The sequence below is a fragment of the Methylobacterium sp. 174MFSha1.1 genome, from assembly GCF_900116815.1.
Classification (GTDB): domain Bacteria; phylum Pseudomonadota; class Alphaproteobacteria; order Rhizobiales; family Beijerinckiaceae; genus Methylobacterium.
Window position 1 is genome coordinate 1 of record NZ_FPCB01000049.1, and the last position, 25,336, is coordinate 25,336.

Annotated in this window: 21 protein-coding genes, 1 tRNA gene and 2 pseudogenes; 8 read left to right on the plus strand and 16 right to left on the minus strand. The window is 64.0% G+C overall.

The features are described 5' to 3' along the window. Positions 1 to 168, minus strand: a 168-nt coding sequence (locus BM430_RS34320) for a transposase (RefSeq protein ID WP_143132164.1), incomplete at its 3' end; no start/stop codon positions are given. Positions 169 to 387: 219 nt separating this feature from the next. On the opposite strand from BM430_RS34320, the gene BM430_RS29805 reads away from it, so the two are divergent. Then, on the plus strand, positions 388 to 2,463 hold the full coding sequence (locus BM430_RS29805) for a hypothetical protein (protein WP_143132165.1): 2,076 nt from the start codon (positions 388 to 390) through the stop codon (positions 2,461 to 2,463). A 49-nt stretch (positions 2,464 to 2,512) separates the two neighbouring features. On the opposite strand, the pseudogene istB reads toward BM430_RS29805, so the two are convergent. Continuing rightward, a pseudogene (gene istB, locus BM430_RS29810) lies at positions 2,513 to 3,139 on the minus strand (IS21-like element helper ATPase IstB); the annotation flags it as partial. Between the two features lie 77 nt (positions 3,140 to 3,216). Further along, positions 3,217 to 5,904, minus strand: a complete 2,688-nt coding sequence (locus BM430_RS29815) for an AMP-binding protein (RefSeq protein WP_093570874.1) — start codon at positions 5,902 to 5,904, stop codon at positions 3,217 to 3,219. Positions 5,905 to 6,220: 316 nt separating this feature from the next. Here BM430_RS29815 and BM430_RS29820 point away from each other — a divergent pair. Further along, a pseudogene (locus BM430_RS29820) lies at positions 6,221 to 6,977 on the plus strand (IS5 family transposase). An 88-nt stretch (positions 6,978 to 7,065) separates the two neighbouring features. Here the strand turns inward: BM430_RS29820 and BM430_RS29825 are convergent. From BM430_RS29825 to BM430_RS29840, 5 genes are all read right to left on the minus strand, one after another. After that, positions 7,066 to 7,812, minus strand: coding sequence for a glycosyltransferase family protein (locus BM430_RS29825; protein ID WP_093570845.1), 747 nt, complete (start codon positions 7,810 to 7,812; stop codon positions 7,066 to 7,068). 45 nt (positions 7,813 to 7,857) lie between these two features. Beyond that, positions 7,858 to 9,441, minus strand: coding sequence for an aminoglycoside phosphotransferase family protein (locus BM430_RS29830; RefSeq protein WP_177303210.1), 1,584 nt, complete (start codon positions 9,439 to 9,441; stop codon positions 7,858 to 7,860). A gap of 109 nt (positions 9,442 to 9,550) precedes the next feature. Continuing rightward, on the minus strand, positions 9,551 to 9,919 hold the full coding sequence (locus BM430_RS29835; RefSeq protein WP_280142294.1) for an HAD family hydrolase: 369 nt from the start codon (positions 9,917 to 9,919) through the stop codon (positions 9,551 to 9,553). Positions 9,920 to 10,200: 281 nt separating this feature from the next. Further along, positions 10,201 to 11,304, minus strand: a complete 1,104-nt coding sequence (locus BM430_RS34325; protein WP_143132167.1) for a hypothetical protein — start codon at positions 11,302 to 11,304, stop codon at positions 10,201 to 10,203. Positions 11,305 to 11,630: 326 nt separating this feature from the next. Next, a complete protein-coding gene (locus BM430_RS29840; RefSeq protein ID WP_093570848.1) occupies positions 11,631 to 12,383 on the minus strand; it encodes a capsular polysaccharide synthesis protein in 753 nt (250 codons plus the stop codon). Between the two features lie 352 nt (positions 12,384 to 12,735). On the opposite strand from BM430_RS29840, the gene BM430_RS29845 reads away from it, so the two are divergent. Then, positions 12,736 to 12,812 (plus strand) — tRNA-Pro (locus BM430_RS29845). 25 nt (positions 12,813 to 12,837) lie between these two features. Continuing rightward, entirely contained in the window at positions 12,838 to 13,146 is a 309-nt protein-coding gene (locus BM430_RS29850; protein ID WP_093570849.1) for an ETC complex I subunit, read from the plus strand. Between the two features lie 16 nt (positions 13,147 to 13,162). Here the strand turns inward: BM430_RS29850 and BM430_RS29855 are convergent, their stop codons facing one another. Further along, positions 13,163 to 14,254 (minus strand): spore photoproduct lyase family protein, encoded by a 1,092-nt coding sequence (locus BM430_RS29855; protein ID WP_244539719.1) that lies wholly within the window; start codon positions 14,252 to 14,254, stop codon positions 13,163 to 13,165. Next, positions 14,251 to 15,417: an MFS transporter gene (locus BM430_RS29860; protein ID WP_244539720.1), complete on the minus strand. Its 1,167-nt coding sequence runs from the start codon at positions 15,415 to 15,417 to the stop codon at positions 14,251 to 14,253. Before BM430_RS29860 ends, BM430_RS29855 begins: the two co-directional genes overlap by 4 nt. A gap of 469 nt (positions 15,418 to 15,886) precedes the next feature. Between BM430_RS29860 and BM430_RS29865 the strand changes: the two genes are divergently transcribed. The 4 genes from BM430_RS29865 (at position 15,887) to BM430_RS29880 (ending at position 18,978) form a co-directional block, all read left to right on the plus strand. After that, positions 15,887 to 16,087 carry a hypothetical protein gene (locus BM430_RS29865; protein WP_093570851.1) on the plus strand — a complete coding sequence of 67 codons (201 nt, stop codon included), beginning with the start codon at positions 15,887 to 15,889 and terminating at the stop codon, positions 16,085 to 16,087. Between the two features lie 207 nt (positions 16,088 to 16,294). Continuing rightward, positions 16,295 to 16,636 (plus strand): DUF1491 family protein, encoded by a 342-nt coding sequence (locus BM430_RS29870; RefSeq protein ID WP_093570852.1) that lies wholly within the window; start codon positions 16,295 to 16,297, stop codon positions 16,634 to 16,636. A 138-nt stretch (positions 16,637 to 16,774) separates the two neighbouring features. Next, the gene (gene argE, locus BM430_RS29875) at positions 16,775 to 17,950 is read left to right on the plus strand and encodes an acetylornithine deacetylase (protein ID WP_093570853.1); all 1,176 of its coding nucleotides are present in this window, start codon (positions 16,775 to 16,777) and stop codon (positions 17,948 to 17,950) included. 101 nt (positions 17,951 to 18,051) lie between these two features. After that, positions 18,052 to 18,978, plus strand: coding sequence for a bestrophin family protein (locus BM430_RS29880; protein WP_093570854.1), 927 nt, complete (start codon positions 18,052 to 18,054; stop codon positions 18,976 to 18,978). Between the two features lie 48 nt (positions 18,979 to 19,026). Here BM430_RS29880 and map read toward each other — a convergent pair whose 3' ends face one another. The 6 genes from map to BM430_RS35095 all read right to left on the minus strand — a co-directional run bounded on the left by map (position 19,027) and on the right by BM430_RS35095 (position 25,312). Then, positions 19,027 to 19,779 (minus strand): type I methionyl aminopeptidase, encoded by a 753-nt coding sequence (gene map, locus BM430_RS29885; protein ID WP_093570855.1) that lies wholly within the window; start codon positions 19,777 to 19,779, stop codon positions 19,027 to 19,029. Between the two features lie 85 nt (positions 19,780 to 19,864). Then, complete coding sequence (locus BM430_RS29890; protein ID WP_093570856.1) at positions 19,865 to 20,707, minus strand: alpha/beta hydrolase; 843 nt, start codon at positions 20,705 to 20,707, stop codon at positions 19,865 to 19,867. Continuing rightward, entirely contained in the window at positions 20,707 to 21,150 is a 444-nt protein-coding gene (locus tag BM430_RS29895) for a RidA family protein (protein ID WP_093570857.1), read from the minus strand. The genes BM430_RS29890 and BM430_RS29895 overlap by 1 nt, the downstream gene beginning before the upstream one ends. Before the next feature lie 252 nt (positions 21,151 to 21,402). Continuing rightward, on the minus strand, positions 21,403 to 22,995 hold the full coding sequence (locus BM430_RS29900) for an AMP-binding protein (RefSeq protein ID WP_244539723.1): 1,593 nt from the start codon (positions 22,993 to 22,995) through the stop codon (positions 21,403 to 21,405). A gap of 199 nt (positions 22,996 to 23,194) precedes the next feature. Beyond that, positions 23,195 to 24,340, minus strand: a complete 1,146-nt coding sequence (locus tag BM430_RS29905; RefSeq protein WP_093570859.1) for an acyl-CoA dehydrogenase family protein — start codon at positions 24,338 to 24,340, stop codon at positions 23,195 to 23,197. 138 nt (positions 24,341 to 24,478) lie between these two features. Further along, positions 24,479 to 25,312, minus strand: a complete 834-nt coding sequence (locus BM430_RS35095) for an enoyl-CoA hydratase family protein (RefSeq protein WP_210188469.1) — start codon at positions 25,310 to 25,312, stop codon at positions 24,479 to 24,481. Positions 25,313 to 25,336: the final 24 nt, after the last annotated feature.

Below are 25,336 nucleotides of genomic sequence, written 5' to 3' on the forward strand. Positions count from 1 at the left end.
TTCAGACTGGCGCACCCAGTTCCGTAGCGTCTCGACCGAGCAGCCGATCTTGGCGGCTATCGACTGGATCGCCGACCACTGCGAGCCGTGCTCGCCCTCATGGTCGCGCACCATCCGCACCGCGCGCTCGCGCACCTCGGGCGAAAAAGGGGCTGTTCGTTTCGTCATGGCTCCATCCGCTCAGAAGTTGGAGCCTCCGGGAAACCCGGGGCGGTTCAGTCGGCGCGAGCGGCTTCACATTCACCAAGCTCGCCACCGGCGTCTACGAGGGCACGTTCACCTACACGATGACGGGGCCGGAGACCCGCTTCGAGTTCTTCCTAGCGGTCGGGGCCGGCAGCGGGGCGCGCTCCACGCGCGGCTTCGTCCGCCTGGAGCAGGCGACGCTTGAGATCGTCTCGACGCCGCTCACCACCAACCATCAACGGGCAGGTCGCGAGTTATCGCGCGCAGAGCGTCGCACGGCTTGCCCAGGCCCCCAGCCGCCGCCGCGAAGCGACCGTCGCGGCTGACGGTTCGTCCCTGGACGGCCTGACCAAGGTCATCGACGGCACGGCGCTGATGAGCGCCGCGGGAGCAGTCGGGCCCGACGAGGCGAACATCGTCCGGATCATGCCCAGCACGTACCTCGGCGAGCGCGCTCCTGGCGAGACCGTCGAGAAGGCGCCGTCGATCCTGCCGGCCGCGTTCGTGCATCTCATCGGCCAGGGCCGCGCCGAGGATGTGCGGGTGATCTCGCGGTTCCCCGACAGCCAGTCGAGCCAGGACACCATCCAGATCATCCGCATCCTGTGGAGCGGGTATTACGCGAACATCCTGTTCCTAATCAGGAACGATCGCTACGCGCTCCACATCGAAGCCGGCAACGCCTCCAATCGCGCGGTGCAGGTCTTTGAGGACATCATCGCCATCCACGAGGGTGCCACGGGCTGGCCGAGCCCGTCCGCGATTGGCGTCGGCCAGCATGCCGGCAACCGGCAGACCTACCGACGTGTCCGCGCTCGGTCGCCCTATGCCGGCCTCGGCATGCACGACAACATCAACTGGAGCGAGGCGAGCTACACGCTCATCAAGGACTCCGTTCTCCACGGCACCGGGATCGACGGTCGCTCTCTGGTGCTCACCAGCACCGGCTCGGGCCTCGTCTCGCCGGTTGTTGTGCGCGGCTCGACTCTGGCGGGGCATGTCCGGATGGACTGCACATACCTGTCGGGCGTGGCTCCCAAGGATCAGAAAGCCAACCGCTACGGCTACAGCCTCACCGTCTACGCCTCGTCGCCGATCGACGCGGTGGGCGTGTGCGACGTGTCGACCCTGACACTCATGTCGGCCGCGAGCCCATCATCCGCGGTAGCGCTGACCGGCCCGGCCGCGGCGGCGCTGTTCGGCGCGTCGCCGGACTACCGTGAGGGCGCCGCGGATTACCCCGCCCGGGTCTACGGCGCCCTGGCGTGGACCGTTCCGGCTGGTGAGAGCGACCCCGGCGTGACGGGGGCCGCGCGGCTCAGCGATCAGCGTGGGAACGCGTTCTGGCTCGGTGTCGCGTGGGACGGCCTCGCCCCCGTGACGGTCAACCTCGCGCTCGACTACCGAGGCCTGAGCAACGACGCTGTGGTCGCGGCGCTCAACAACGCGCTCGCCTCCGCGATGGGCAATAACACCGGCGGCCGGGCCTTCAGCCTCTCGCAGCCCTACAACAACCGCCCGCCGGTCCATCAGCCCGACCGCGAGGGACGCGGGCTCAACGTCGGCTCGACCACGATCCTGCACGGCATGGCCCTGGCCTGGTCCGGACACGACGTGCGGGCGATGACCTCGACGGACGCGACCAGCCTGTTCGCCGGCATCGCGATCGGCGACACCATCCCGGGCCGGCCTGCGCGGTTTCTGCGCACCGGCTGGATCGGTCAGGCGCAACTCCGGTTCGACGGCATGCCGAGCACACAGCCCGGCGACCGGTTCCAGGTGTCAGCCTCGGTCCCTGGCGCGCTCGTCGAGGGCACCGACCTGCCGCTGCTCGTCGTGCGCTCCGTCGAGCCGCACGGCGCCTGCCTCAAGATCATCGAGAGCGTGCTGTTCACGGGCGACACGAACCAGGCTGTTCGAGACGCCTTCGCGAGCATCACCTACCGCGACGTACCCGGACTCGGCGATGCAGTCGACGCCAAAGCGTCCCGGAGCGCCAACCTCTCCGACCTCGGCAGCGCCGGCGCGGCGCGCGCCAACCTCGCCCTGCCTCTCCGCCCCGGCGATACTGGGTTCGTCCCGCAGCTCGGCGCAGAAAGACGCGAGCCTCGCCCAGGCGGTCACGGCGCTGGGCACTGGCAACGTGGTCCCGATCCGGCTGGTGGCGTAGCCCGTGACCGGCATCGAGATCGCCGCGCTCCTCAGGGACTACGGGCCCTACGGTGCGATAGGCCTGCTGTGCGCTGTGGTCGTCTACCTCATGTCAACGCCGATTGAAGTCTGACCCACCTTTGGGTTTGTCGCCGATCGTAACCTGACCCACCCCTCACGCAGGAACCGCTGGTTCCCGCACCGGCCGCGCCACCAGCCCGGCGCGCCGCTTGTCCTTTAGCCGGTAGCTCTCGCCCGTGATCGTCACCACGCTGGCGTGGTGCAGCACCCGGTCCAGCATCGCCGCCGTCAGCACCGCGTCGCCGGCAAACGCCTGGTCCCACGCCCCGAACGACAGGTTCGAGGTCAGGATCATCGCGCCCCGCTCGTAGCGCTTGGCCGCCATCTGGAAGAACAGGTTCGCCTGCTCGCGCGCAAACGGCAGGTAGCCGATCTCGTCGACGATCAGCAGACGGTAGAGGTTCACTGCCCGGTGCATCGCCTCCTTCAGGCGCCCCTGGCGCTGCGCCGTCTCCAGCGTCAGAACCAGGTCCGCCGCACTGGTGAAGCGCACCTTCATCCCGCGCTGCGTCGCCAGGTAGCCGAGCGCGATCGCCAGATGCGTCTTGCCCACGCCGGACGGGCCCAGGAACACCACGTTCTGCGCCCGCTCCACGAAGGCCAGGCTGGCCAGTTCCTGGATCTGCGCCCGTGGTGCCCCGGTGGCGAAGCCGAAGTCGTACCCCTCCAGCGTCTTCACCGCCGGGAAGCCCGCCACCCGGGCGAACATCTCCCGTGCCCGGCCCGCAGGCCGGCGACTTCACTGGACCTCCGAGACCAAACCTTCAGCCTCGCCGGCAGCCGCCGAGCTGGGCTTTTTTACAGCTCGCTCATCTCAAATTTTTCCAAGCTCTTAGATCTGGATATTTTTCCACTCGTCGATTTGATAAGGAAACCGCGAGGCAGAAGTCGCACCCGACGCGGTGACACGCTACATAATGAAAAGACAAGATTCCGTATTTCAGTTTCAATGGCATCCGAGGCGCAATCTTCCAAGGGCTCGGCAAGGACGATCAACTCTGCGGTCGAGCTGGAGCTGTCATACCGACTTGCCACAAGAACCCTGCCGGGGGCCAGCCCGTTAATTCTATTGATCTCGTCTTCGATCTCGTGAGCAACCACATTCTTGCCATTGATGATAATGACATCGTCCGATCTGCCTTTGACAAAAAGCTCGTTGTCTACGAACGCGCCAAGGTCGCGGGTGTTGTACCAGCCTTCGACAATACGCTCTGCTGACAGTTCGGGCAGTGCATAATACCCAGAAAACATTGAAGACGACCTGATCCAGATTTCTCCAATTTGTCCATCCGGCACGCGTGCAGTCTTTTCTCTGATTTCGACTTCTACACCTGGAAGCAACTGGCCTGAGGAGAGATAGGGCGATAGTTCGCCGACGCCCATCCTGACCGGGGTCCCGAAGACGCTTTGCGATACGGCAAACACGTTCTCTGCCATCGCATAACTGGTGCCGAGCTTACTAGAATCGCACCCCATGGGGCCGAGCTTTTCAGCAAAAGCATCAAAGGCGTCGATGCGACAGGGCTCCGAACAACTGATGACCGCCTTGATGCTGCTCAGATCCCACCAGCGGCTACCGTCCACGAATTTAGCAATGTGAAGGAAGGCAAAATTTGGTAGCCAAGCATACGCGGCTTTTTCTTCCTGTATTTGATCGAGAAGTAAGGTAGGATGCGTCACCCACTCAATTGCGTCCATGCTGATAATGGGACATCCGACAATGGCTGGGATTACGAAAGATGTAATAAGTCCCATATCATGGTAAAGTGGCAACCAACTGCAAATAACATCACCAGTTTCGATTTTAATACTGTTAGCATAGAGCCGACATTGCTCCAACACTTGAGCATGCGTCAGCATGACACCTTTCTTGTGTCCGGTCGTGCCAGAGCTGTGTTGCAGGAAGGCCAAAGCGTCCTTCGTTGCTAAAGCGGGTGTGATCTCCTGAACGCGCTCCCAAGCGTCGGATGGTACCACCAGATCATCGACCAGCACGCAATGCAGTTCGATGCCGCGTGGCACGTGTTGCGCGAGATCACGAGTTGTGATGACGGCGGCCGGAGTGATCCTTGAAAATAGCACTTCCATGCCATCTTTGAAAACGGCCGGATCTTGCTTCCGAGTGAGCGGGGGAAGCATGGTTGGAATTAAGCCGAGAAGCGTGCAGCAGATGAAGGACGAATATATGTATTGAGAATGATCGAGGATGATTGCAACGATTGAGCCAGGTTCGACGCCAGTTAATGCGTCTTTCAATGTGATAATATCAGAGGCCACATCGCGGTAGGTAAGGGTTTTTTCTGAATTATTCTTGATAAATTTCGCAAAACGCTCGTCCGGGGTCTCGACGGCACGCTGGACAAAGTTGGAGAAAATAATTTCCACGTAGTTGGCGTCGTCGCTAGCCGCTATGCCATGCCCGGCGAGCAGTCTACGGATTTCTCCGACCGTTGCTGTCTCCATTGTAGCTTCAAAGGAAAATCTTACATTGAAAGCAGCCTCGACTCCGGTTAAAATTTCGACTTGCTTGAGGCTGTCCCAATTCTCCGTAACATCCATGCCGGAATTTTCTGATATGTCGGCGGCAGGCAGATCTAATAATCTGCCGATAACTTCGGACAAGCTCGGAGACGCATTCCATTGCCTCAGAGCCGATTGGCTGCCCAGGAGCCGCGACGGGCGATTTGGCGCACCAACGGCATCTGTCGTCCAGCCGGCAACTAGCAGGGTGTGAATGTATCCAGCGATCCCACGATAAACCTTCATATCAAAATGAGCCCAGTCAGACTCGCCTTTTGTTAGCTCATCAGGTAAATTAAGAGGCGGGATAAGAACTATATCAAGATTTTTCGATTTTTCTTGAAATATCTTATAGAAATCAGCGGCACGTGCGGCACGCTCAGGCATATTATCACTTGTGCACGAATGAGTTGCGCTAAATATAATCTGAGCTTGGGGTTGAAATTTTTTTAGATACTCAATGATAGAAATCCAATTATCAGCGGACTGTTCTGGAGTTAGAAAATTTGTAACTTGTAAATTATTATTAAATATATTGTTTGCACCAGCCAAGTGCATTGGGAAACCGAACTCAAAATCCATCCCATCTTTAGAGAATTTATATAATCGCATGTCTACATCAATAAGATTATCGAGCAGTAAAACATCGAATTTCGAATTCAGTAAGTTTGCATGAAATGTCGGTAGATCGCGACTGATCTCCGTAAGGCCTGCATATTCCTTGTAGTTCTCTGCAAGATACCTAAAACTATTATTAGAATCGTCCGCTGGCAAATCTAGAAATCTCATCATTTCTTCGATATTCGGGAGTGTTTGCGTCCCGTTGATGAAATTTTTTACGAAAATATCACTTCTCGGCAAAGCGGTGTTATTTAGACGGACGAAATTATAGTCGCTTATTAGAAATAATGTCGGCAGGTTGGACAAACAAGAGCCAACAATGCCAACTTTCAAAGCCATCGACATTAATTTCTCCTTCACATCAGATGAGGAAATTTACGCCTAGAAGAGCGTCCGGCAAGCCAGTTTCCGAGTGTGCGGCATAAATTCCAACGCAGGAGTTGGCAAGGCGGGTCGTCTACAGGTTTGGCCCCAACGCATTCAGCAACGGCCTCTCACTGCCACCGTATGTGCGACAGAATTACAAAATAGCCTGGCTGTACGCGTCGTCCTTCGTAAGGTTCACTCAGCCGTATGATGCACATTCAAATGCATTGCATCTAAAGTGCGAGAGCGTTCTGATTCAGTTTCGAGTGTAGGCGCCTCCCACATGGAGGAGACAATGGCAGAGCTGTTACGGCTATCGGACGAGAAATGGCAGGTCATCGCGCCATTCATGCCCAAAAACCAGCCCGGCGCGCACCGCAAGGACGACCGCAGGATCATCTCGTGCATCCTACGCGTCATCAAGTCCGGCTGCCGCTGGAAGGACTGACCGACCGACTATGGTCCCTCCACCGCCGTCTCCACCCGCTTCAACAGGTTGTCGCGCCGCCGCTTTTAAACCGGCCTGCTGCACGCCCTGGCCAAGGCCGGATGGTCCGACGAAGCCGCTGCTCTCGACTCAACCTACGTCAAAGCCCAGCGCGCCGCCCAAGGCGAGAAGGGTGGCCCGTGAACAGGCCATCGGCCCCTCGCGGGCGGGTGCGACCACCAAGATCCACGTCCTCACCGATGTGATCGGCCGCCCCGGCGTCATCCACCCCACCCCCGGCAACGCCAGCGTCGTGAAGACCACGCCCGCCGTGCTGGAGAAGGCGCCCGCCCGCGCGCGCCAGCTGATCGCCGACAAGGGCTACGATGCCGACTGGCTGCGCCAGGACCTGCGCGAGCACGGCATCAGCGTGATCATTCCGGGCACCCGTGCCCGCAAGCGCAAGATCCGCCTCGACAAGCGCCGCTTTCGCGACCGCTGGCGGGTCGAGGCGGTGATCTGCCGCCTCAAGGGCTTCCGCCGCATCGCCACACGCTACGACAAGCTTGCCCGCAACTTCGCATCGGCTCTCGCGCCCGCTGCCATCATCGCGTTCTGGTGCTGATTGAGTCTCAGCCCTAGAATCACATTTCGCCCATCATTGCAATACCTTGAACGGGTTTAGACCCTAGCGCCACGCCAATGTAGTTTCGTTATTTTCGGTCAAAAGCGCCCGACACTGCGATCTCGTTTTGTCGCAGAAATTCGTATTCATCTGGGGTACCACAAAAAAGTACATCCGATTTGTCAATTACTGTATAATTTACTTCCAATCCCCTATTTATCATGTGCTGATACAAGGGCGCAACGAAGAGCTCGTGCGAGGAGGGGTTGGCGAGCTCTTGTTCGTATGATTGGTAATATGTTTGGGCGTCATAAAAGGAGTAGAGGCCAGTGCAGCAATAATGCGAAATTCGCACTTTCTCGACGACGCGCCGGACTCGGGCAGAACCTGGATCAACCGGCTCAACGAACGACCAGTGCGAACCTTCGCCGACGAAGGTTTCCAGAGAGCCGTGGCACTTCGTAGCGGACGGTTCGACGGAGAGGCCCGGCCGAAAAGTGTCGATGTTAAAGATCGTAAGCGGTTCGTCGAGAGCTACGCCTGCCTTATCCAAGCCGAGCGCAACTGTTTCGGCTTGACCTCGTGTGGGTTCTGGGAGGGCGACCAACCTAACGTTGGATGCACCACAAGCAGCACATCTCTCCTCAAGGAACTGGGTTAAGCCTGGAAGATCGCGATAGACGATGAGGATTGACTGGGTAGTGAAACTGCGCTCAAAGCTAAGCAAAGCCCAGTCGAAGACTGGCCGACCAGCCAGCGGCAACTCGTACTTGGGTCGGTCGTAGCCAGCGTCGAGGAAACGTCGGCTCAATCCAGCCATGGGCAGGACGATCATCGGGTTGATCCTATTACGTGAGAGGGATGGGGGCGAACCCCTCGTTCAAACGTCGAGACCCACGAAGAGCCTCAGGGCGTTGGCCAGGAATGCGCGCTGGCGGTTCGGTTTGTCGGCATGAAGGGGGAGCATAGAGAGGAAGAGGTGGATTGTGAGAGCGCGGATCTCCGGGTCAGTGATGCGCCGTCCCGCGACCTGGAACTCGGAGGCCGCGCGACCGACCCATCGTGCGGATCCCTCGTCGGGGAAAGAGATTGTGATGGCTCGCTCGCCCTGTACGTCGAGAACGTACCGGTTCGCGAGGATGAAATCGTAGCCCTCGAGCGAGTGGTTGAGTTTGGCCAGATCGTACCGCACATCACCGTAGACGCTCGGCTCGTTCTCCACGAAGGAGCCGCGCGGGTCGATGACCTTTATCGATTCCTGACGGAAATCATAGAAAATGTTAGGGAAACAGAAATCCCCGTGCATCAACCCCGTCGTCTCGGGCGAGCTCGGCTGAATGAGGCTCGCGGCCATCTCCGCGATACGCGACAGGCCGGGGAGCGGCCGGCCGGCATAGGTCCATCCCTCGTCCAGATCGAGGCCGGTGGCGCGCGCATAGGCGGCGAGACGCTCGGGGGTCTTCTGAAGCACCAAATGGTCGATCGCTGAGCAGGTCTCCGCAGGCGCTTCCATCCGAACGCAGCGCTGCAGGAAATCAATACCAGAGCCGAGGATCTGCTGCCACATCCGCTGCCCGAGCCTGCCAAAAACGTAGAGTTCATGCAGGGTTGGGCTGTACTCGTAGGCCACACGGTAGGAGAAGGTGCCCGACGCGCTCGTATCGCTACCAAGGTATTGCGGTGCATACAATCGCATTATTGGCGGGAGTTGCTCAAACCAGTTCGCCTCCATCCGAACCTTGAGTTCGTTACGGCTGGACTTCTCGACAATACGCCGGTTGATCTTCAGGCTGTTGAAGGCCCGGGCCGTCGTCACCTTGGCCCGGGAATGATAGTAGGTCTGCAGGTGGCCACAATCAATCCAATCGCCTAGCTCGCAAAGTCGAAGGCGAGTTGAAGACGATGAATAGATGTTGAGTGCCTCAATGAAGTTGCCCCGCGCTATCGTTAGGGCTCGGCGCAAGTCACTACCGCTTGAGAAGGCGAAATAGCCGGTGAGGACGGGCCCACCCGGCAGTCCGGCAGGGTTCTCCTCAACGAAGCGACCAGCGCCGTCGACGAGCCCCCAGGAGTACGAGAGTGCAGCAGCGGTGACGGATGCAATGTCAAGTTCGTTTGGGATGGTGTCAAGGAACATGGTGTCGCCATGCAGGATCCGGATTGGACCCACCGCGCCGAGCACCGATAGCGCATAGGCGATGCTATCGCCGAGGCTAAGGTCGTCGGGAATGGATAGCACCTCTATGCCGCGTCCCCGCAGCATCCCAAGGTCCCACCCATCCGGCTCGAAAGAAGCCGGAAGAGTCAGCACCAAACGACCTCCGAGGGCTGCGGCACGCTCGGCCTGCAGGGACACCAGACGGTCATGGCCGATCGGCAGAAAACTTGGTGGCACACGGCCATACTCAGCGGCGATCTCAGCGTTGACGTAAGCTCCTGAGGTGATGAGTGTGGTAGCGCGCATCGTTCGTACAATCCATGGTTGCGGGAGCGCGGACAATTGACGCCGCATAATAAATGAACGCGCTCATATACTCATGAGTGAGGCGTCATCAAGGGAATTGTGCGGATCGTTAGTCCTGAGATTTGTAGCCAACAAGCTTATGAATAGCAGGCAAGTCGAGCTTGGCGAACTCGTCGGGGCGAATCGCTTTGTCATCAACGTAGAAGCCTTCAATGCCACACCACGGTTTTCCAAGTATTATTTCATCGTATGGTATGTCGTGTTGTTCTAGCCAATTAAGAATGACCGGAAGGGTCTTGACATTCATAATGCCCAGATTTCCGTTGTATGTATTCATGTTGCGGGCAGTGCTTATCACGATCCGGAAGCCCTGTTCACGCAATGAGCGCAATTTTTCGACTATGTCGACCCTCGGCTTTCGGTCCATATATGGAGCTCCCGGCTCATCAATCGTTAGTGTACCATCAAGATCCATCACTATCGTTTTCATTGCAACTTACCTTTTCTATTGTGGAAGTAGGAGAGGAGCCAGCTCGCAAACATAACATCTTCCTCATTAGGAGGCTGACAGACTGGCATTTTTCCCGAAATTAGCGCAGCGTGATCGGTATCGATATCGGAAAGCCATGGTTACAATTATCACATAGCCAGCTTGTGTGGTGCGTAAGTATAAGTACCCGCTCAAAATTTGAAATTTTTGGCACTTAGTCAAAGTGGACATCATAATGCGCGATTAATCATATTTAAGGACAAGAATCTCTACTTTCCGATAACTAGACTTATTCTGCCGTAAACATATCTCACATTGCTAAATTTATTTGGCGGCACAATCTTGTTGCTTACCGGAAAATCAGACATAAAATTAGAAAAATCTTCGGCGGCTTGGCCCAAGATGACTAAATCGGAGGTTTGTTCAGTCTTCAACACCCCATCAATTACTGTGGTTTGATCATTCTGTGTTGACGGCAGACTAATTAAATAGTCAAATACGTCTTGCCGCCATAAGTTTATGCTGTTTGCGCCTGGCGTGAAATTGATTCCATTTTCATTCAGAGCCGCACCTACGTCTACGAGGTCAATCAAAGAATGCACCCGATCAAGACGCGGAGTAAAAGCATCATAATCGATGCCGATCATGTAACTATCTCTCAATGCAGTAAGCGAGCGGCCTAGTATCTGCTGGAAAAATGGATGATATAACACCTTTTTTTGCAATAATAATGCCTTATCAATGTCATCATGTATCAACCCAGGATTAACCATAAAATAATCACGAATAAGTGGATCGCCAACAACAAAAGGCGACGAATGAATCGCTTGCTCAGCATTGATGCAAGTATTATAAAACTCATACCACAAATTACTAGACGCAAACTTAACTAAATCATCGGCGCGCCCTACATAGGTCATATCATTGAAAAAGAAGGGTTGCAAAATAAGAGCGGCAAAAATTAGAACCCTATGCTTAAATGGCGAGTTAGGCGAAGGGGCTGGCGCGAGAGCAAAGCGACGCTGAAGTTTACTGACATCTAAATCTAAAATAGCCTTATCTGTTCGGCTCTTTATTATCAAGTCGCCATCATTGAAAGTGCTCAATCCAAATCGTAGCGCCTTTTGTTGATGGAAGATGTAACCCATAGTTGTCAACGCTGGTTCTGGAGAAATTATCGATTCCAGCCCCCAGTCAGCTGCAGAAACAATATAATCTCGCACAAGGCTGTAATCGGTATCCCAACCAGAATACACAACCCTGTTGATTTTGCCTTGTGACTTCCAGATTCTATATGTATCTATTATTTTCTGAAATTCATTTATATCTCGTATTTTTCCACAGACCAAAACGTTAAAGCCGTCGCTCTGCATGTATTTACTCCATTTTCTAGAAGGACAGATAATTTAGCGAGATTGCTTCCATCTCTTTATCGGTCTCTCACCGACCGGGCCAACGGATTCGGTATGCATATAGGTTCGGCGGGTCAATAGCGAGCATGCGGTGGTCGTTGCGATTCGAAGCATATCCTTCATTCGGGCCCCAGGCGTACTGATCCGTCTATGGCTTGGCCGCGCTAGAGCATGCTCGACCTGCACAGCGTTGGCCGACCCGTCGACCTAGTAGGGGATAAACCAAACGCGTCGTGCCATCGCAGCGGTATAGATATATGATTAAGATTCGGCATTCTCCGATGCGATTATTGCGCTAGCAATTCTAGAGGGTATGTTGTGCGCCAGTTCAATTTGTGGAGAGGCGCTGCCGAAAATAATGAAATGATATTTTCGCTCGTTGGTTGGTCTTCTGATTCAAATAATATTTGCAATTGTTGTGGGGCGTTGGCAGATTCGCGTTGGAAGGAGTCCCAAATTTCACTGATATATTTGTCTTTTTCTACAATTAGGCCGAAAATATAATCCATCCAAAAATAAGGATAGTCGTTACTTTGTCCGCCACCCTCCAAGTCGACCTCCCACGTCGGATGCTCTGGTATTCTACTTCCATTGTAAAAAGCTTGCTGCCTTGGGGTTGACCAATATTTTATCATTTCACATAGCCAGCGCTCCATGAGTAAATTTTTCGCGGATGCCGCTAAAAACCAGGACGCTATTATGCGATCCGGCGACGGGTCGGAAAAAGCAAAAAACCCATTATTCATCAGACCTGGAAGCCAACTATCGAGAGAAACTCTTGGTATTACAGTCGCGTCAACCCAAATTCCACCTCGACGCAGAAGCACTGCCCGCAGAATATCTGTTAAGGCTTGATGCGTCATGTTTCTTGTGAGTGGAGTATAATCTTCGAGCACTTGATCACAGAGTTTTTGATCGATGAATATCACATCATAATCACTATTTAAGGTACGCCATTGCTCAAGGGCGAATTTTACAAGATCTGGTGCATTTTCAATGCCTTGCAGCCAGGAAATATAGATCACTTTAGGGTAGGCCATGATTTTTCCTTGCGTGGCCACTGTTTCAATGCTTGGCTGGCGAAACTAGGACCAGCATGATTGCCATTTGAGCCTGCTTTTAGCAAGTTCCGCATGCACCCTCGAGCGTGCCTGTGCAGCTCGCGCACGATGACACCCGGCGACGTTTGGCGAATCCGCGGGACCATTCGAGGATGGTGGCGGGTAGGGCGGATGCCATGAAGGGTCATAGCACGGGAACAGGGAGGGAACAGCTGTTGGGACTTTTCTGGGACTCTGCGCACCGACAGGGATTTTTCCAGCGTCTTAGCGCCCGTTCTGTGTCAGTGCGCGGCTTGCGCCCCACAGGGATTTTCACTAGGAACCAGGGCATCGGGGCGTAGCGCAGTCTGGTAGCGCATCTGGTTTGGGACCAGAGGGTCGCTGGTTCGAATCCGGCCGCCCCGACCATCCACTCCATGGACCAGAGCCCGCGATGTCGACCGCCCGCATCTTCCGCCCGGCCAAGGACCCGACCCAGTCCGGCCTCGCCCGGACCAAGCAGTGGACGCTGGAGTTCGACCAGACGAGCCCGCGGGAGACCGAGCCGCTGATGGGCTGGACCTCGTCCTCGGACATGCTGCAGCAGGTGCGGCTCGAGTTCGACACCAAGGAGGAGGCGATCGCCTACGCGACCCGCGAGGGCATCGCCTACCGGGTCGAGGAGCCGCAGCTGCCCCTGCGCCGCGGCCTCTCCTATTCCGACAATTTCAAGTACAACCGCACCGCGCCCTGGACGCACTGAGGTCCGGCCTCGCGCTTCAGAACGCGTAGCGCACGCCGCAAGAGGGCAGCTCCTCGGCGAGCAGCGCCTTGAACCGGGAAAGCCAGCGGCCCTTCCAGCCGGTGCGGTAGCGCAGGTTCTCCATCCCGCCCTCGGAGCGCTTGGTCTCCTGGATGTCGGGGCGCCACAAGAGCGCCTCGGCCTTCGGGTGCCAGCGCAGGTTCACCGCGTGCAGCGCGGCGTTGTGGGTGAGGAAGATGATCTCGGCCTTCAGCTGCGCCCGCGCGGCGGGGCCGATGCCGGCAGCGAGCGCGCGGAACAGCGCCCGCCAATCCTCCTCCCAGCCCTCGTAGAGGATCACCGGCGAGAAGTTGACGTGGACCTCGTAGCCCGCCGCCACGAAGGCGTCGATGGCCGCGATGCGCTCCGCCATCGGCGAGGTGCGTACGTCGACCACCCGGGCGATGCGCTCGGGCATCAGCGAGAAGCGGATCCGGGTCTTGCCCTCCGGCGCGTAGGCGAGCAGGTCGCGGTTGACGAACTTGGTGGCGAACGACGCCTTGGCGTTCGGGATGTCGCGAAACAGCCCGACGAGGTCGCGCACGCTGTCGCAGGCGAGCGCGTCGACCGAGAGGTCGCCGTTCTCGCCGATGTCGTAGACCCAGACCCGGTCGTCGATCTGGTCGGGCGCGGGGAGGGGGCCTTGCGCGGCGGCGTGGCGCCGGATCGCCCGGCCGACGGCCTCCGTGTTGACGAACAGGGTGATCGGGTTGGCGTAGCCCTTGCGGCGCGGCACGTAGCAATAGGCGCAGGCCATGGCGCAGCCGTTCGAGCTCGACGGCGCGATGAAGTGGGCGCTGCGGCCGTTCGGCCGCGAAGTCAGGCCCTTCTTGACCCCGAGCACCAGGGTCGAGCGCTTGATCCGCACCCAGTCCTCGACCGAGCCGGCATTGCCGTGCAGCTCCGGGATGTTCCAGTGCGAGGGCACCGCGATGCGCCGCGCATCCGGAAAGCGCTCCAGGATCTCGCGGCCGCGAAGGAATTCCTCCACCGCGGGCTCGTGGTAGATCGTGTCGATGGCGAGAAGGTTCGACAGCGGCGGGCTCGGGCGACCTGGGGGACCCGTCACGATCTAGGGCGGTCGCGGGGCTCCAGCAGGGGCACCAGCAGGCTCGCCGCCGCGAAGGCGCCGCCGACCGCGCAGAGCGCCGGCCAGCCGCCGGCCGCGAAGGCCCGGGTGCCGGCCGAGGCGCCGAGCGCCCCGCCGACGAAGATCGCGGTGAAGAACACCGTGTTGATCCGCCCGCGGGCGCCGGGGGCGAGGGCATAGACCCGGGTCTGGTTGGCGATCAGCGCGGTGTTGATGCCGATGTCGATGAGCAGCACCCCGATCGCGAGGGCGACGAGCGAGTGGCCGCCGAACAGGCCGAACACCGCGAAGGCGGCGAGCGTCAAGACGGCGCCGCCGATCAGCACCGGGCGCGGGCTGCGCGTATCGGCGAAGCGCCCGGCGAGGGGGGCGCAGAGCGCGCCCGCCGCGCCGATCAGCCCGAACAGGCCGGCGCCGGCCGGATCGAGCCCGAAGGGCGGCGCCTCGACGAGGAGCGCCAGCGTGGTCCAGAACGCGTTGAAGGCGGCGAACAGCAGCGCCTGGGCCAGCGCGGCGCGCCGCAGGACTGGCTGGGTGCGCACGAGGTCGAGGATCGAGCCCATCAGCGCGCCGTAGCTGAGACGCGCGGCAGGCGGCGTCCGCGGCAGCCCGAGCCAGGCGAGGCCGGCGAGCGCCACCGACAGCCCGGCCGCTCCGACGAACACCGCCCGCCATCCCGCCCAGGCGCCGACGAAGCCGCTCGCGGTGCGGGCGAGCAGGATGCCGAGCAGCAGGCCGGTCATCACCTGGCCGACCATCCGGCCGCGCACCGCGTCGGGCGCCAGCTCGGCGGCGAAGGGCACCGCCTGCTGCGCAGCGGTCGAGAGCACCCCGATCAGGAAGCTCGCCAGCACCAGGACGGAGAGGCTGGTGCTCGCGGCGGCCAGCACCAGCACGCCGGCGAGCAGCAGGAGCTGGCCGACGATCAGGCTGCGCCGCGCCAGCTTGTCGCCGAGCGGCACGAGGCCGAGGATGCCGACCCCGTAGCCGGCGAGCGTCGCGGTCGGCACCAGCACCGAGGCGTCGTGGCCGAAGACCTGGACCAGGAGGCCGAGCAGCGGCTGGTTGTAGTAGATGTTGGCGACCGCCCCGCCGGCGATCAGGCTGAGGCTCAGGCGGGTCGCGGCGGAGAGGGGCGACATGGACTGGGATCCTGGACTCGCGGTCCTGCGTGAGCGCGTCTCGTGCGGGTGCGGGCCCGACATAGCGGGTTTTCGCGCTGCGGCACGCGGCCTTCCCCGCACGGGAGGCCCGCCCTGCGGGCATGCCGCCGCGAGGGAGAGGCCTCGGGCGAAAGGCGCGATCACACGCCCGTGAGGTGCCTTCCGTGAGCGGAGATCATCGCCACATGAAGGAGCGAGAGGGCCGGAAGGTCCGGCTTGCTTCGGCGCGGGACGCGCCGATACTCTTTCCCGATCGCAGTCGATCGGTTCCCCGACGGGCGAAACGCGACGCCGGACGGAGTGCGGAGGTGCACCTCGTCCATGACCCGGCCGATGGCCGCGGCGCGGGCGCCCCGGGAACCGGGTTCCTCCGAGAGACCATGACGAGGGACCACGAGCGGTGATGCAGCCCGCCATCGACGCGATCCATCGCCTAAGGAGACGGACGATGTCGCAGTACCGCGTACTGTTCGCCAAGCAGATCCTCGGAGTCCCGTTCACCGTCGGGACCGTCGAGATCACCCGTGCCCGCGATCCGGAGCGGGCGGTGCGCGCCGCCGCCCTGCGCTTCGCCCGCCAGCACGGCGTCGAGGATTGGCGCGAGCGGGCCGACGTGGCCGCGCTCGACGGGGCGGCTCAAGCCGCCTGACCGGCGCCCGCACACCTACGGTTCGATGCAGCGCCCGATTGCCCCGCGATCGGGCGCTGTCCTATGAGGGGCCGACCCGACTGACCCAAGCGGACGAAGCGTTGGCAGGCCAACGCTTCGTCCGCTTGGAGTCTTGTATTGTCGCAGATTTTTACCGCGAAACCGGTCACCACTTTTGCGAAATCCGCTCAGAGGACGCCCCGCCCGATGGCACGCCTGCGCTCCGATTTCTGGGTCGCCGCCCACCTGCGCCGCTGCGCGGTCGAGGGGGTGAGCGCGGTGCAGCGCCGCCGGGGCGCGCCGGAGGCGGGGGCGATCTTCGTCAAGGTCGACCGCCTCGACGGGAGCGCCGACCTCTACGGCCCGGCCCCCCAGGCCCTGTTCGAGGGCAACGAGGAGGGCGGGCGCCGCTTCGAGGCCCTGATGCGCGAGGCCCTGCCGCCGGATGTCGAGGCCCGGCTCGCCAAGGAAATCCGGTTCGATTCCGATCTCTGGATCGTCGAGATCGACGACCGGGAGGGCCGGCATTTCCTGGACCTGTCCGCGTAGGGTCTTCGGCCGGTCGGCTGTCCGCCGGCGTCGGAACGCGGCATAAGGGGGAACCGCCCGCGCGGCGGTGGCATCGGCCCTGCAAACGTCGCGGGGCTCCCGATTCTCGCACCAGCCCGTCAGGCCCTCACGCTTCCCATGACGTCCTCCGATCCCACGCTCCCCGCCATCAAGGACCTTCTCGCCACCCTCGTGGGTTTCGAGACGGTCAGCTCGGCGAGCAACCTGCCCCTCGTCGATCACGTCGAGGCGTATTGCCGCCGCCACGGCGCCGCGGTCGAGCGGGTGGTCGACGCGACCAGCGAGAAGGCGGCCCTGTGGGTCACCGTCGGGCCGGCGGACCGGCCGGGTTATATCCTGTCGGGCCACAGCGACGTGGTGCCGGTGGAGGGCCAGGACTGGACGCACGACCCGTTCCGGCTGACCGAGATCGACGGGCGCCTCTACGGCCGCGGCACCTCCGACATGAAGGGCTTCCTCGCCGTCTGCCTGGCGCTCCTGCCCGAGATGGCGGCGGCTCCCCTCGCCCGCCCGCTGCACCTCGCGATCTCCTACGACGAGGAGATCGGCTGCCTCGGCGTCCGGCCGCTCATCGCCCATCTCCGCGAGCGGGACGTCGCTCCGCTCGGCTGCTTCGTCGGCGAGCCGACCGGCATGGCGGTGGTGATCGGCCACAAGGGCAAGTACGGCGCGAAGGCGACCTTCCGGGGCCGGGCCTGCCACTCGGCGCTGGCGCCGACGGGGGTCAACGCGATCGAGTACGCGGCGCGCTTCATCGACCGGGTGCGGCTGACCGCCGAGGGGCTGGCGAAGGACGGCGCCCGCGACGACCTCTACGACGTGCCCCACACGACCGGGCTCACCGCCCTGGTCCAGGGCGGCACGGCGCTCAACATCGTGCCCGACCGCTGCACCGTCGGGTTCGAGTTCCGGGGCATCGCCGCCGACGATCCCCGCGCCCTCGCCGAGACGGTGCTGACTTACGCCCGCGACGTGCTGGTGCCGGAGATGCAGGCCCGCGATCCGGCGTGCGGCCTCACGGTCGAGCCGGTGATCGACTATCCGGGCCTCGACATCGCCCCCGACGCGCCCCTCGTCACCCTGGCCAAGCGGCTGGCCGGCCGCAACGCCCACGCCAAGGTGTCCTACGGCACCGAGGCCGGCCTGTTCCAGAGCCTCGGCGACATCCCCTCGGTGGTGATCGGCCCCGGCGACATCGCCCGCGCCCACAAGGCCGACGAATACGTCGAGACGGGCGAGCTCGCCGAATGCGCCGCCTTCCTGCGCCGGCTGATCGCCGAGAGCTGCGCGTAGGGCCCTTACGGTCCGTCGGCCGGGGCCTCCCCGCCGGCGCTTGACCGCTGCCGCGCCGAGGCGGATGACCGCTCGCCTAGTTTCGTCCAGCGTGCGCGTCCATGATCGTCCGTCCCCGGCCCGGTGCCCTCGCGATCCTGTTCGCGTGGCGCGGGTCGATCCTGCCGCAGGTCGCCCCGCAGGTGATCGCCCTCACCGCTCTGTCCTGCCTGGTGGTGGCGACGGAGCAGGGCTGGGCCCACGCGATCCCGCTCAATGCCGGGATCGGGCCGTTCACGCTGATCGGCCTCGCCCTCTCGATCTTCCTCAGCTTCCGCAACAACGCCTGCTACGACCGCTGGTGGGAGGCCCGGAAGGTGTGGGGCGCCTTGATCGTCGAGACCCGCGGCCTCGCCCGGCTGCTCGGCGCGCTGCTGCCCGCGGACGGGGCGGGGAACGCGGCCTTGCGCCAGCGCTGCCTCAACCGCCTCGCGGGCTTCGCCCACGCGCTCCATGCCCGCCTGCGCGGGTGCGACGCCGCCGCGGCGGCCGCCCCCTTCCTGCCGGAGGCCGAGCGCGGGCGCCTCGCTGCCTGCGCCAGCCCGGCGGACGCGGCGCTCTCGAACCTCGCCGCCGATCTCGGGGCGGCACTGCGGGAGGGGGCCTTGAGCGACGTGTCGTTCGGCCTGTTCGAGCAGAAGCTCGCCGGTTTGTCGGGGGTGCAGGCGGCCTGCGAGCGCATCCAGGGCACGCCCTTGCCCTTCGCCTACACGCTGCTCCTCTACCGCACCGCCTGGCTCTACTGCCTGCTCCTGCCCTTCGGGCTCGCCGCCTCCCTCGGCTGGGGCACGCCGGTGGCGACGGCGCTCGTCGCCTACACCTTCTTCGGCCTCGACGCGCTCGGCGACGAGCTGGAGGAGCCGTTCGGCTCGGCCGCCAACGACCTGCCCCTCGACGCGCTCCTGCGCACCGTCGACGGCGTGGTGCAGGACGCGCTGGGCGCGCCGGTGCCGCCGCCGCTGGCGCCGGAGCGCTACTGGCTGCGCTAAGAGCGCAGCCGCCTGCGCTAAGAGCGCAGCCGCCCGCGCTGAACGAGGCTACTGCCCCGGCATGGTGAGGACGAGGGGCCCGTTGCGGGTCGCCACCACCGTGTGCTCGTACTGCACCGTCAGCGCCCGCGGGCGGCTGTAGAGGGTCCAGGGATCGTCGCCGTTCTCGGCATAGTCGGCGCCGAGCGACAGGAACGGCTCGACGGTGAAGACCAGCCCCTCCACCATGATCCGGCGCTCGGAGGCGTCGGGCCAGGTCGCGATCTCGGTCGGCTCCTCGTGCAGCGAGGCGCCGACGCCGTGGCTCGCGAGGTTGCGCACCAGGGTGTAGCCGTTCTTCTTGGCGAAGGCGCCGACCGCCCGGCCGATGCCGGAGAGCGGCTTGCCGGCCCCGACCTGGCGCAGGCCGGTCCACATCGCCCGGCGCCCGTCGCGGCACAGCCTCTCGACCGCGCGGGTCACCGGCGGCACCGCGAAGGAGGCGCCGGTATCGGAGAACCAGCCGTCCTTCTCCGCCGAGACGTCGATGTTGACGAGGTCGCCGAGGGCGATGCGGCGCTCGCCCGGGATGCCGTGCGCGACCTCCTCGTTGACGCTGATGCAGGTCGCGCCGGGAAAGCCGTAGACCATCTCGGGCGCCGGCCGGGCACCCGCCCGCTCCAGGAAGTCCCGCCCGATCGTGTCGAGCTCGAGGGTGGTCATGCCGGGCTCGATACCCCGGCCCATCGCCTCCAGCGCCTCGGCGACGATGCGCCCGATCCGGCGCAGGCCCTCCAGCTCGTCGTCGCTCGACACCGTCATCTCGTCGTCCCTCGCCGCGGGTCCCTTGCGGGGCGCAGGCCCCGGCGGGGAGCTTGTGCCATCGCGGCGGGGTCCCGGCCAAGCGTCAGACGCCGGCCAGGGTCCGCGTGAGGTCGCTGTCTGCGTCGGTCAGGTCCTCGATGACGCTGAAATGATGCCGCCCGGCGATCTCGAACGCCCGCGTCTGCGCCCCGAGCCCGTGCCAGACCGTCGGCAGCAGCAGGTTCTGGCGCCGGAATTCCGGCAATTCGTCACCCCCCGCGACGGCGACCAGCCGGGCGCCCGGGCGCGGGACGAGGAGGGCGGGGCTCTCGGCCCGGGCCTCGGCGGGATCGAGGCGCAGGGTCTCGTTCATCTCCGTGCCGAGGAGCGGGCGCAGGTCGTGGACGCCGCTGATCGACACCACCCGGGCGAGGCGCTCCGCGCAGGCGAGGGCGATGTCAGTGCAGAGCATGCGGCTGACGAGGTGGCCGCCGGCGGAGTGGCCGGAGAGGTGGATCGGCCCCGCCACCTCGGCGCTCGCCCGGTCGAGGAAGGCGGCGATCTCGGCGGTGATGCCGGCGATGCGCGCCTCCGGGCAGAGCGTGTAGCTCGGCAGCGCGACGGCGAGGCCGTGGGCGAGGGGGCCCGCGGCGAGATGCGACCAGACCGAGCGGTCGAACGCCTTCCAGTAGCCGCCGTGGACGAACACCGCGAGGCCCCGCGGCGCGCCCTCGGGCAGGAACAGGTCGTAGGCGTGGCGCGGCCCGGCGCCGTAGGGCAGGCCGAGACGGGCGCGGCCCTGCTCCGACAGCCGCGCGCGGAAGGCGGACGCTGCCTCGCTCCAGCGCGCCGGGTAGGCCTTGGCGTCGGGGATCGCCCCGACATTGTCGTAGGCGCGGTCGATCTCCCCGAGGGCGCCGCCGGTCGTCCAGGATGCCGGCTGCATCACGCTTCGTCCGGCACGATCGCGGTCGCCTCGATCTCGACCAGGGCGCCGGGCTCGACGAGGTCGGCGACGCCGACGAGGGCCATGGCGGGGAAGTGCCGGCCCATCACCCGGCGGTAGACCGGGCCGAGTTCGGCGAGCGAGGCGCGGTAGGTGTCGACGCTGCGCACGTACCAGGTCAGGCGCGCGACGTGCTCCGGCCCGGCGCCGGCCTCGGCGAGCACGGCGAGGATGTTGCGAAGAATCTGCTCGACCTGGGGCACGAATCCCTCGGCCAGCACCTCGTCGGCGTTCCAGCCGATCAGGCCGCCGGTCATCACCACGGTGCCGCGGCCGGCCATGCCGTTGGCGTAGCCCTTGGGCTTCTTCCAGCCCGGCGGCTGGAGGGTGGTGAGCGCCGGCGCCTCGGTGTCGGGGCGGAGCGGGATCGGGCTGGCGGTCATGCGGAGTCTCCCTGTACTGTTTGTAAAATTAGAACGATCGTGCGCATCCCCTCTCCCCGCGGGCGGGGAGAGGGCCGCGACGACCTTGTCGTCGGCGCGGCGAGGCGGCAGCCGATGGTGAGGGGGTGGTGCCGGAAGAGCCACATCCGGAGACACCCCCTCACCCTCGCCCTACGGGCTTGCTGCATCTCCTGGACGGAGACGCAGCCCTCTCCCCGCCCGCGGGGAGAGGGGAAACCGCGCTCCATCGGGCTATGTAGGGGTGACGGAACCCTGGACGGTCGCGGCCTCCGCCTCGGCCTGCTTGCGCAGGGCGAAGCGTTGCAGCTTGCCGGATTCGGTCTTCGGCAGGGCCGGCACGTAGTGTACCGCCCGCGGATACTTGTAGGGCGCAAGGTCCTGCTTCACGTGCTCCTGCAGCGCCTGCGTCATCGCCGCGTCGCCGGTGAAGCCCGCATTCAGCACCACGTAGGCCGCGACGATGCGGCCGCGCTCCGGGCAGGGTGCCGCGACGACGCCGCATTCGGCCACCGCCGGGTGGGCGAGCAGGCTCGCCTCCACCTCCGGCCCGGCGATGTTGTAGCCGGCCGAGACGATCATGTCGTCGTTGCGGGCCTGGAACCAGAAATACCCGTCCTCGTCCTGGAGGTAGGTGTCGCCGGTGACGTTCCAGCCGTCCTGCACGTAGACGGTCTGGCGCTCGTCGGCGAGGTAGCGGCAGCCGATCGGTCCGCGCACCGCGAGGCGTCCCGGCACGCCGGGCGGGCAGGGCCGGCCGGCCTCGTCGATCACCCTTGCCTCGTAGCCCGGCACCGGCTTGCCGGTGGCGCCGGGGCGGATCTCGTCCTCGGGCGAAGCGATGAAGATGTGCAGCATCTCGGTCGCGCCGATGCCGTCCATGAGCTTCAGGCCGGTCGCCTTCAACCAGGCATGGAAGGTCGGCGCCGGCAGGGTCTCGCCGGCCGAGACGCACTTGCGCAAGGATGACAGGTCGGCTTGCCCGATCAGCCCGAGCATCGCCCGGTAGGCGGTCGGCGCCGTGAACAGGATCGTGGCGCGGTGGCGGGTGATCGCGGCGGCGAGGTCCGCCGGCCCGGCCTTCTCGAGCAGAACCGCCCGGGCGCCGACCCGGAACGGGAATAGCACCAGCCCCCCGAGGCCGAAGGTGAAGGCGAGCGGCGGCGAGCCGATGAACACGTCGTCCTCATTCGCCCGCAGGACCTCGCGGGCGTAGCAGTCGCAGATCACCAGGAGATCGCGCTGGTAATGGATCGTCGCCTTCGGCAGGCCGGTGGTGCCGGAGGTGAAGCCGAGGAGGCACGGATCGTCGGCCCGGGTCGGGGGCGGCTCGAACCGGTCGGAGGCGCCGTCGAGGAGATCGCCGAGCTCGCCCCTGGCGGTGCCGCGCCAGGTGACGACCCGCACCGGCTCGGTCCGGCCGTCGGCGGCCTTCGCCATCTCGTCGATCAGCCCGGCATCGCAGAGTGCGAGCGGGATGCGGGCCTTGTCGAGGATCTGGGTCAGCTCGCGCGCCCGCAAGAGCGGCATCGTCGCCACCACGATCCCGCCCGCCTTGATGATCGCGAGGTACAACGCGACCTTGGTCGGGTTGTTGGCCGAGCGCAGCAGCACCCGGCCCCCCGGCACCAGCCCGAGGCGGTCGGTGAGGACATTCGCCATCCGGTCGATCTGCCGCTTCAGCGCGGCATAGGTCCAGGTGACGTGCTCGCCGACGAGCGCCACCCGGTCGCCGCGCCCCTCCGCCACGTGGCGGTCGACCAGCTCCACGGTGGCGTTCAGGTGCTCGGGATAGCCCAGCCGGTCGAGGTTGACGAAGTCCGGCATCCGGTCCGGCGGCGGCAGGTTGTCCCGCACGAAGGTGTCGGGGCGCCGCGCCCATGGGCTGGCACCGGGGCCGATGGCGGCCTCCGGTTGCGCGGACTCCTCTTGCGCGAAGGCCGAGGTTTCCGGGCTCTGGGTCTGCGGCATACGGGTTTCCGGCACGGCAGCCTCCATCGGACACTCCTCTGGTGAGATTCCGCCCTCAGGCGAGAATCTGGCGGGCGATGACGAGCTTCTGGACCTCGGTGGCGCCCTCGTAGATCCGCAGCGCGCGGATCTCGCGGTAGAGCGTCTCCGGCACCGAGCCGGAGCGGACGCCCTCGCCGCCATGGAGCTGCACCGCCCGGTCGATCACCCCCTGCGCGGCTTCCGTCGCCACCATCTTGGCCATCGCGGCCTCGCGGGTGATGCGGGGCGCCCCCGAATCGCGGGTCCAGGCGGCGCGGTAGACGTGGAGCGCCGCGGTATCGATCGCCGTCGCCATCTCGGCGAGGCTGGTCTGGGTCAGCTGCATCGCGGAAAGCGGCGCCCCGAACAGCTTGCGCGATTGCGCGCGCCGGAGCGAGGCGTCGAGGGCGCGGCGGGCAAAGCCGAGCGCCGCCGCGCCGACGGTCGCGCGGAAGACGTCGAGCGTCGCCATCGCGACCTTGAACCCGGCCCCGGCCGCGCCGATGCGGTTCTCGGCCGGTACCCGGCAATCCGCGAAGCGCAGGCGCGCGAGCGGGTGGGGGGCAATGGTGTCGAGGCGCTCAGATATCGTCAGGCCGGGCGTGTCCGCCGGCACCAGATAGGCCGAGAGGCCGCGCGCGCCCGGCGCCTCGCCGCTGCGGGCGAAGACGACGTAGGTGTCGGCGATGCCGCCGTTCGAGATCCAGGTTTTCTCCCCGTCGAGCCGTACCAATCCATCCAGGGTCGGCGTCGCCGCTAGCGCGATCTGGGCGACGTCGGAGCCGGCCTCCGGCTCGGTCAGCGCGAAGGCGGCGATGCGGCGGCCCGCCCGCACCCCGGGCAGCACCGCCTCGCGCTGCGCCGGCGTGCCTTCGAGCGTCAGCGCCCCGGTGCCGAGGCCCTGCATGGCGAAGGCGAAGTCGGCGAGCCCGTCGTGGCGGGCGAAGGTCTCGCGCAGGAGGCACAGGGCGCGCACGTCGAACACCCCGTCCTCGGGGGCGGCGAAGCGCAGGAACCCCGCCTCGCCGAGCGCCGCGACGAGGCGCCGGCACGAGCCGTCGACGTCGTGGTGATCGACGAGGTCCGGGACCGTGCGGGCGGCCCAGGACTCGGCCTCCGCGGCGAGGTCGCGGTGGCGGGGCTCGAAGAACGGCCATTCGAGGAAGGTTTGGTCCGGCATGGTCAGGGCCTGTTTGACGGCTCGATGCAGGTGATCCCGCAGACGTCTCGATCATCCTCCGCGTCATCCCGGGTTCCGCTGCGCGGCCCCGGGATGACGCGGAGGGTTTCAGAACCGTCGGGCGAGGCGAACAGAAGCTCAGTTCCCCTCGAAGACCGGCTTGGTCTTGCCGGCGAAGGCCTCGAAGGCGCGTCGGAAATCCTGGGTCTTCATGCAGAGCGCCTGGGCCATCGCCTCGGCGTCGATGGCGGCGTCCACCCCCATCGCCCATTCCATGTGCAGCATCCGCTTGGTCAGGCCGTTGGCGTAGGCCGGGCCCTGCACCAGCGCCCGGGCGGTCTCGCGGGCCGCATTCAGGGACTCGCCCGCCGGCACCAGGCGGTTGAAGAAGCCCCAGCGCTCGCCCTCCTCGGCGCTCATGAAGCGGCCGGTATAGAGAAGCTCCGAGGCCCGGCCCTGGCCGACGATCCGGGGCAGGATCGCGCAGGCGCCCATGTCGCAGCCGGCCAGCCCCACCCGGTTGAACAGGAACGCCACCTTGGCGCCGGCACCCGCCACCCGCAGGTCGGAGGCCATGGCGATGATCGCGCCCGCACCCGCGCAGACGCCCTCGACCGCCGCCACGACCGGCTGCGGGCAGGCCCGCATCTCCTTGACGAGGTCGCCGGTCATCGTCGTGAAGGCGTGGAGGTCGGCTGCGCCCATCGTGGTGAGCGGCTCGATGATCTCGAACACGTCGCCGCCGCTGGAGAAATTGCCGCCCGCGCCGGTGACGACGACCGCCGTCACGCTCTCCTCGAAGCGCAGGGCCCGGAAGGTGTCGCGCAGTTCCGCGTAGCTCTCGAAGGTGAGCGGGTTCTTCTTCTCCGGCCGGTTCAGCGTCACGGTCGCGATGCCGTCTTGAACCGCGAAGCCGAAATGCTGCGGCGTGAACCCGGCGAGCGGGGCCGCGATGGCGTTCTGGCGCCTCATGGTGCCTCCCTGGCGTTTCGGTTT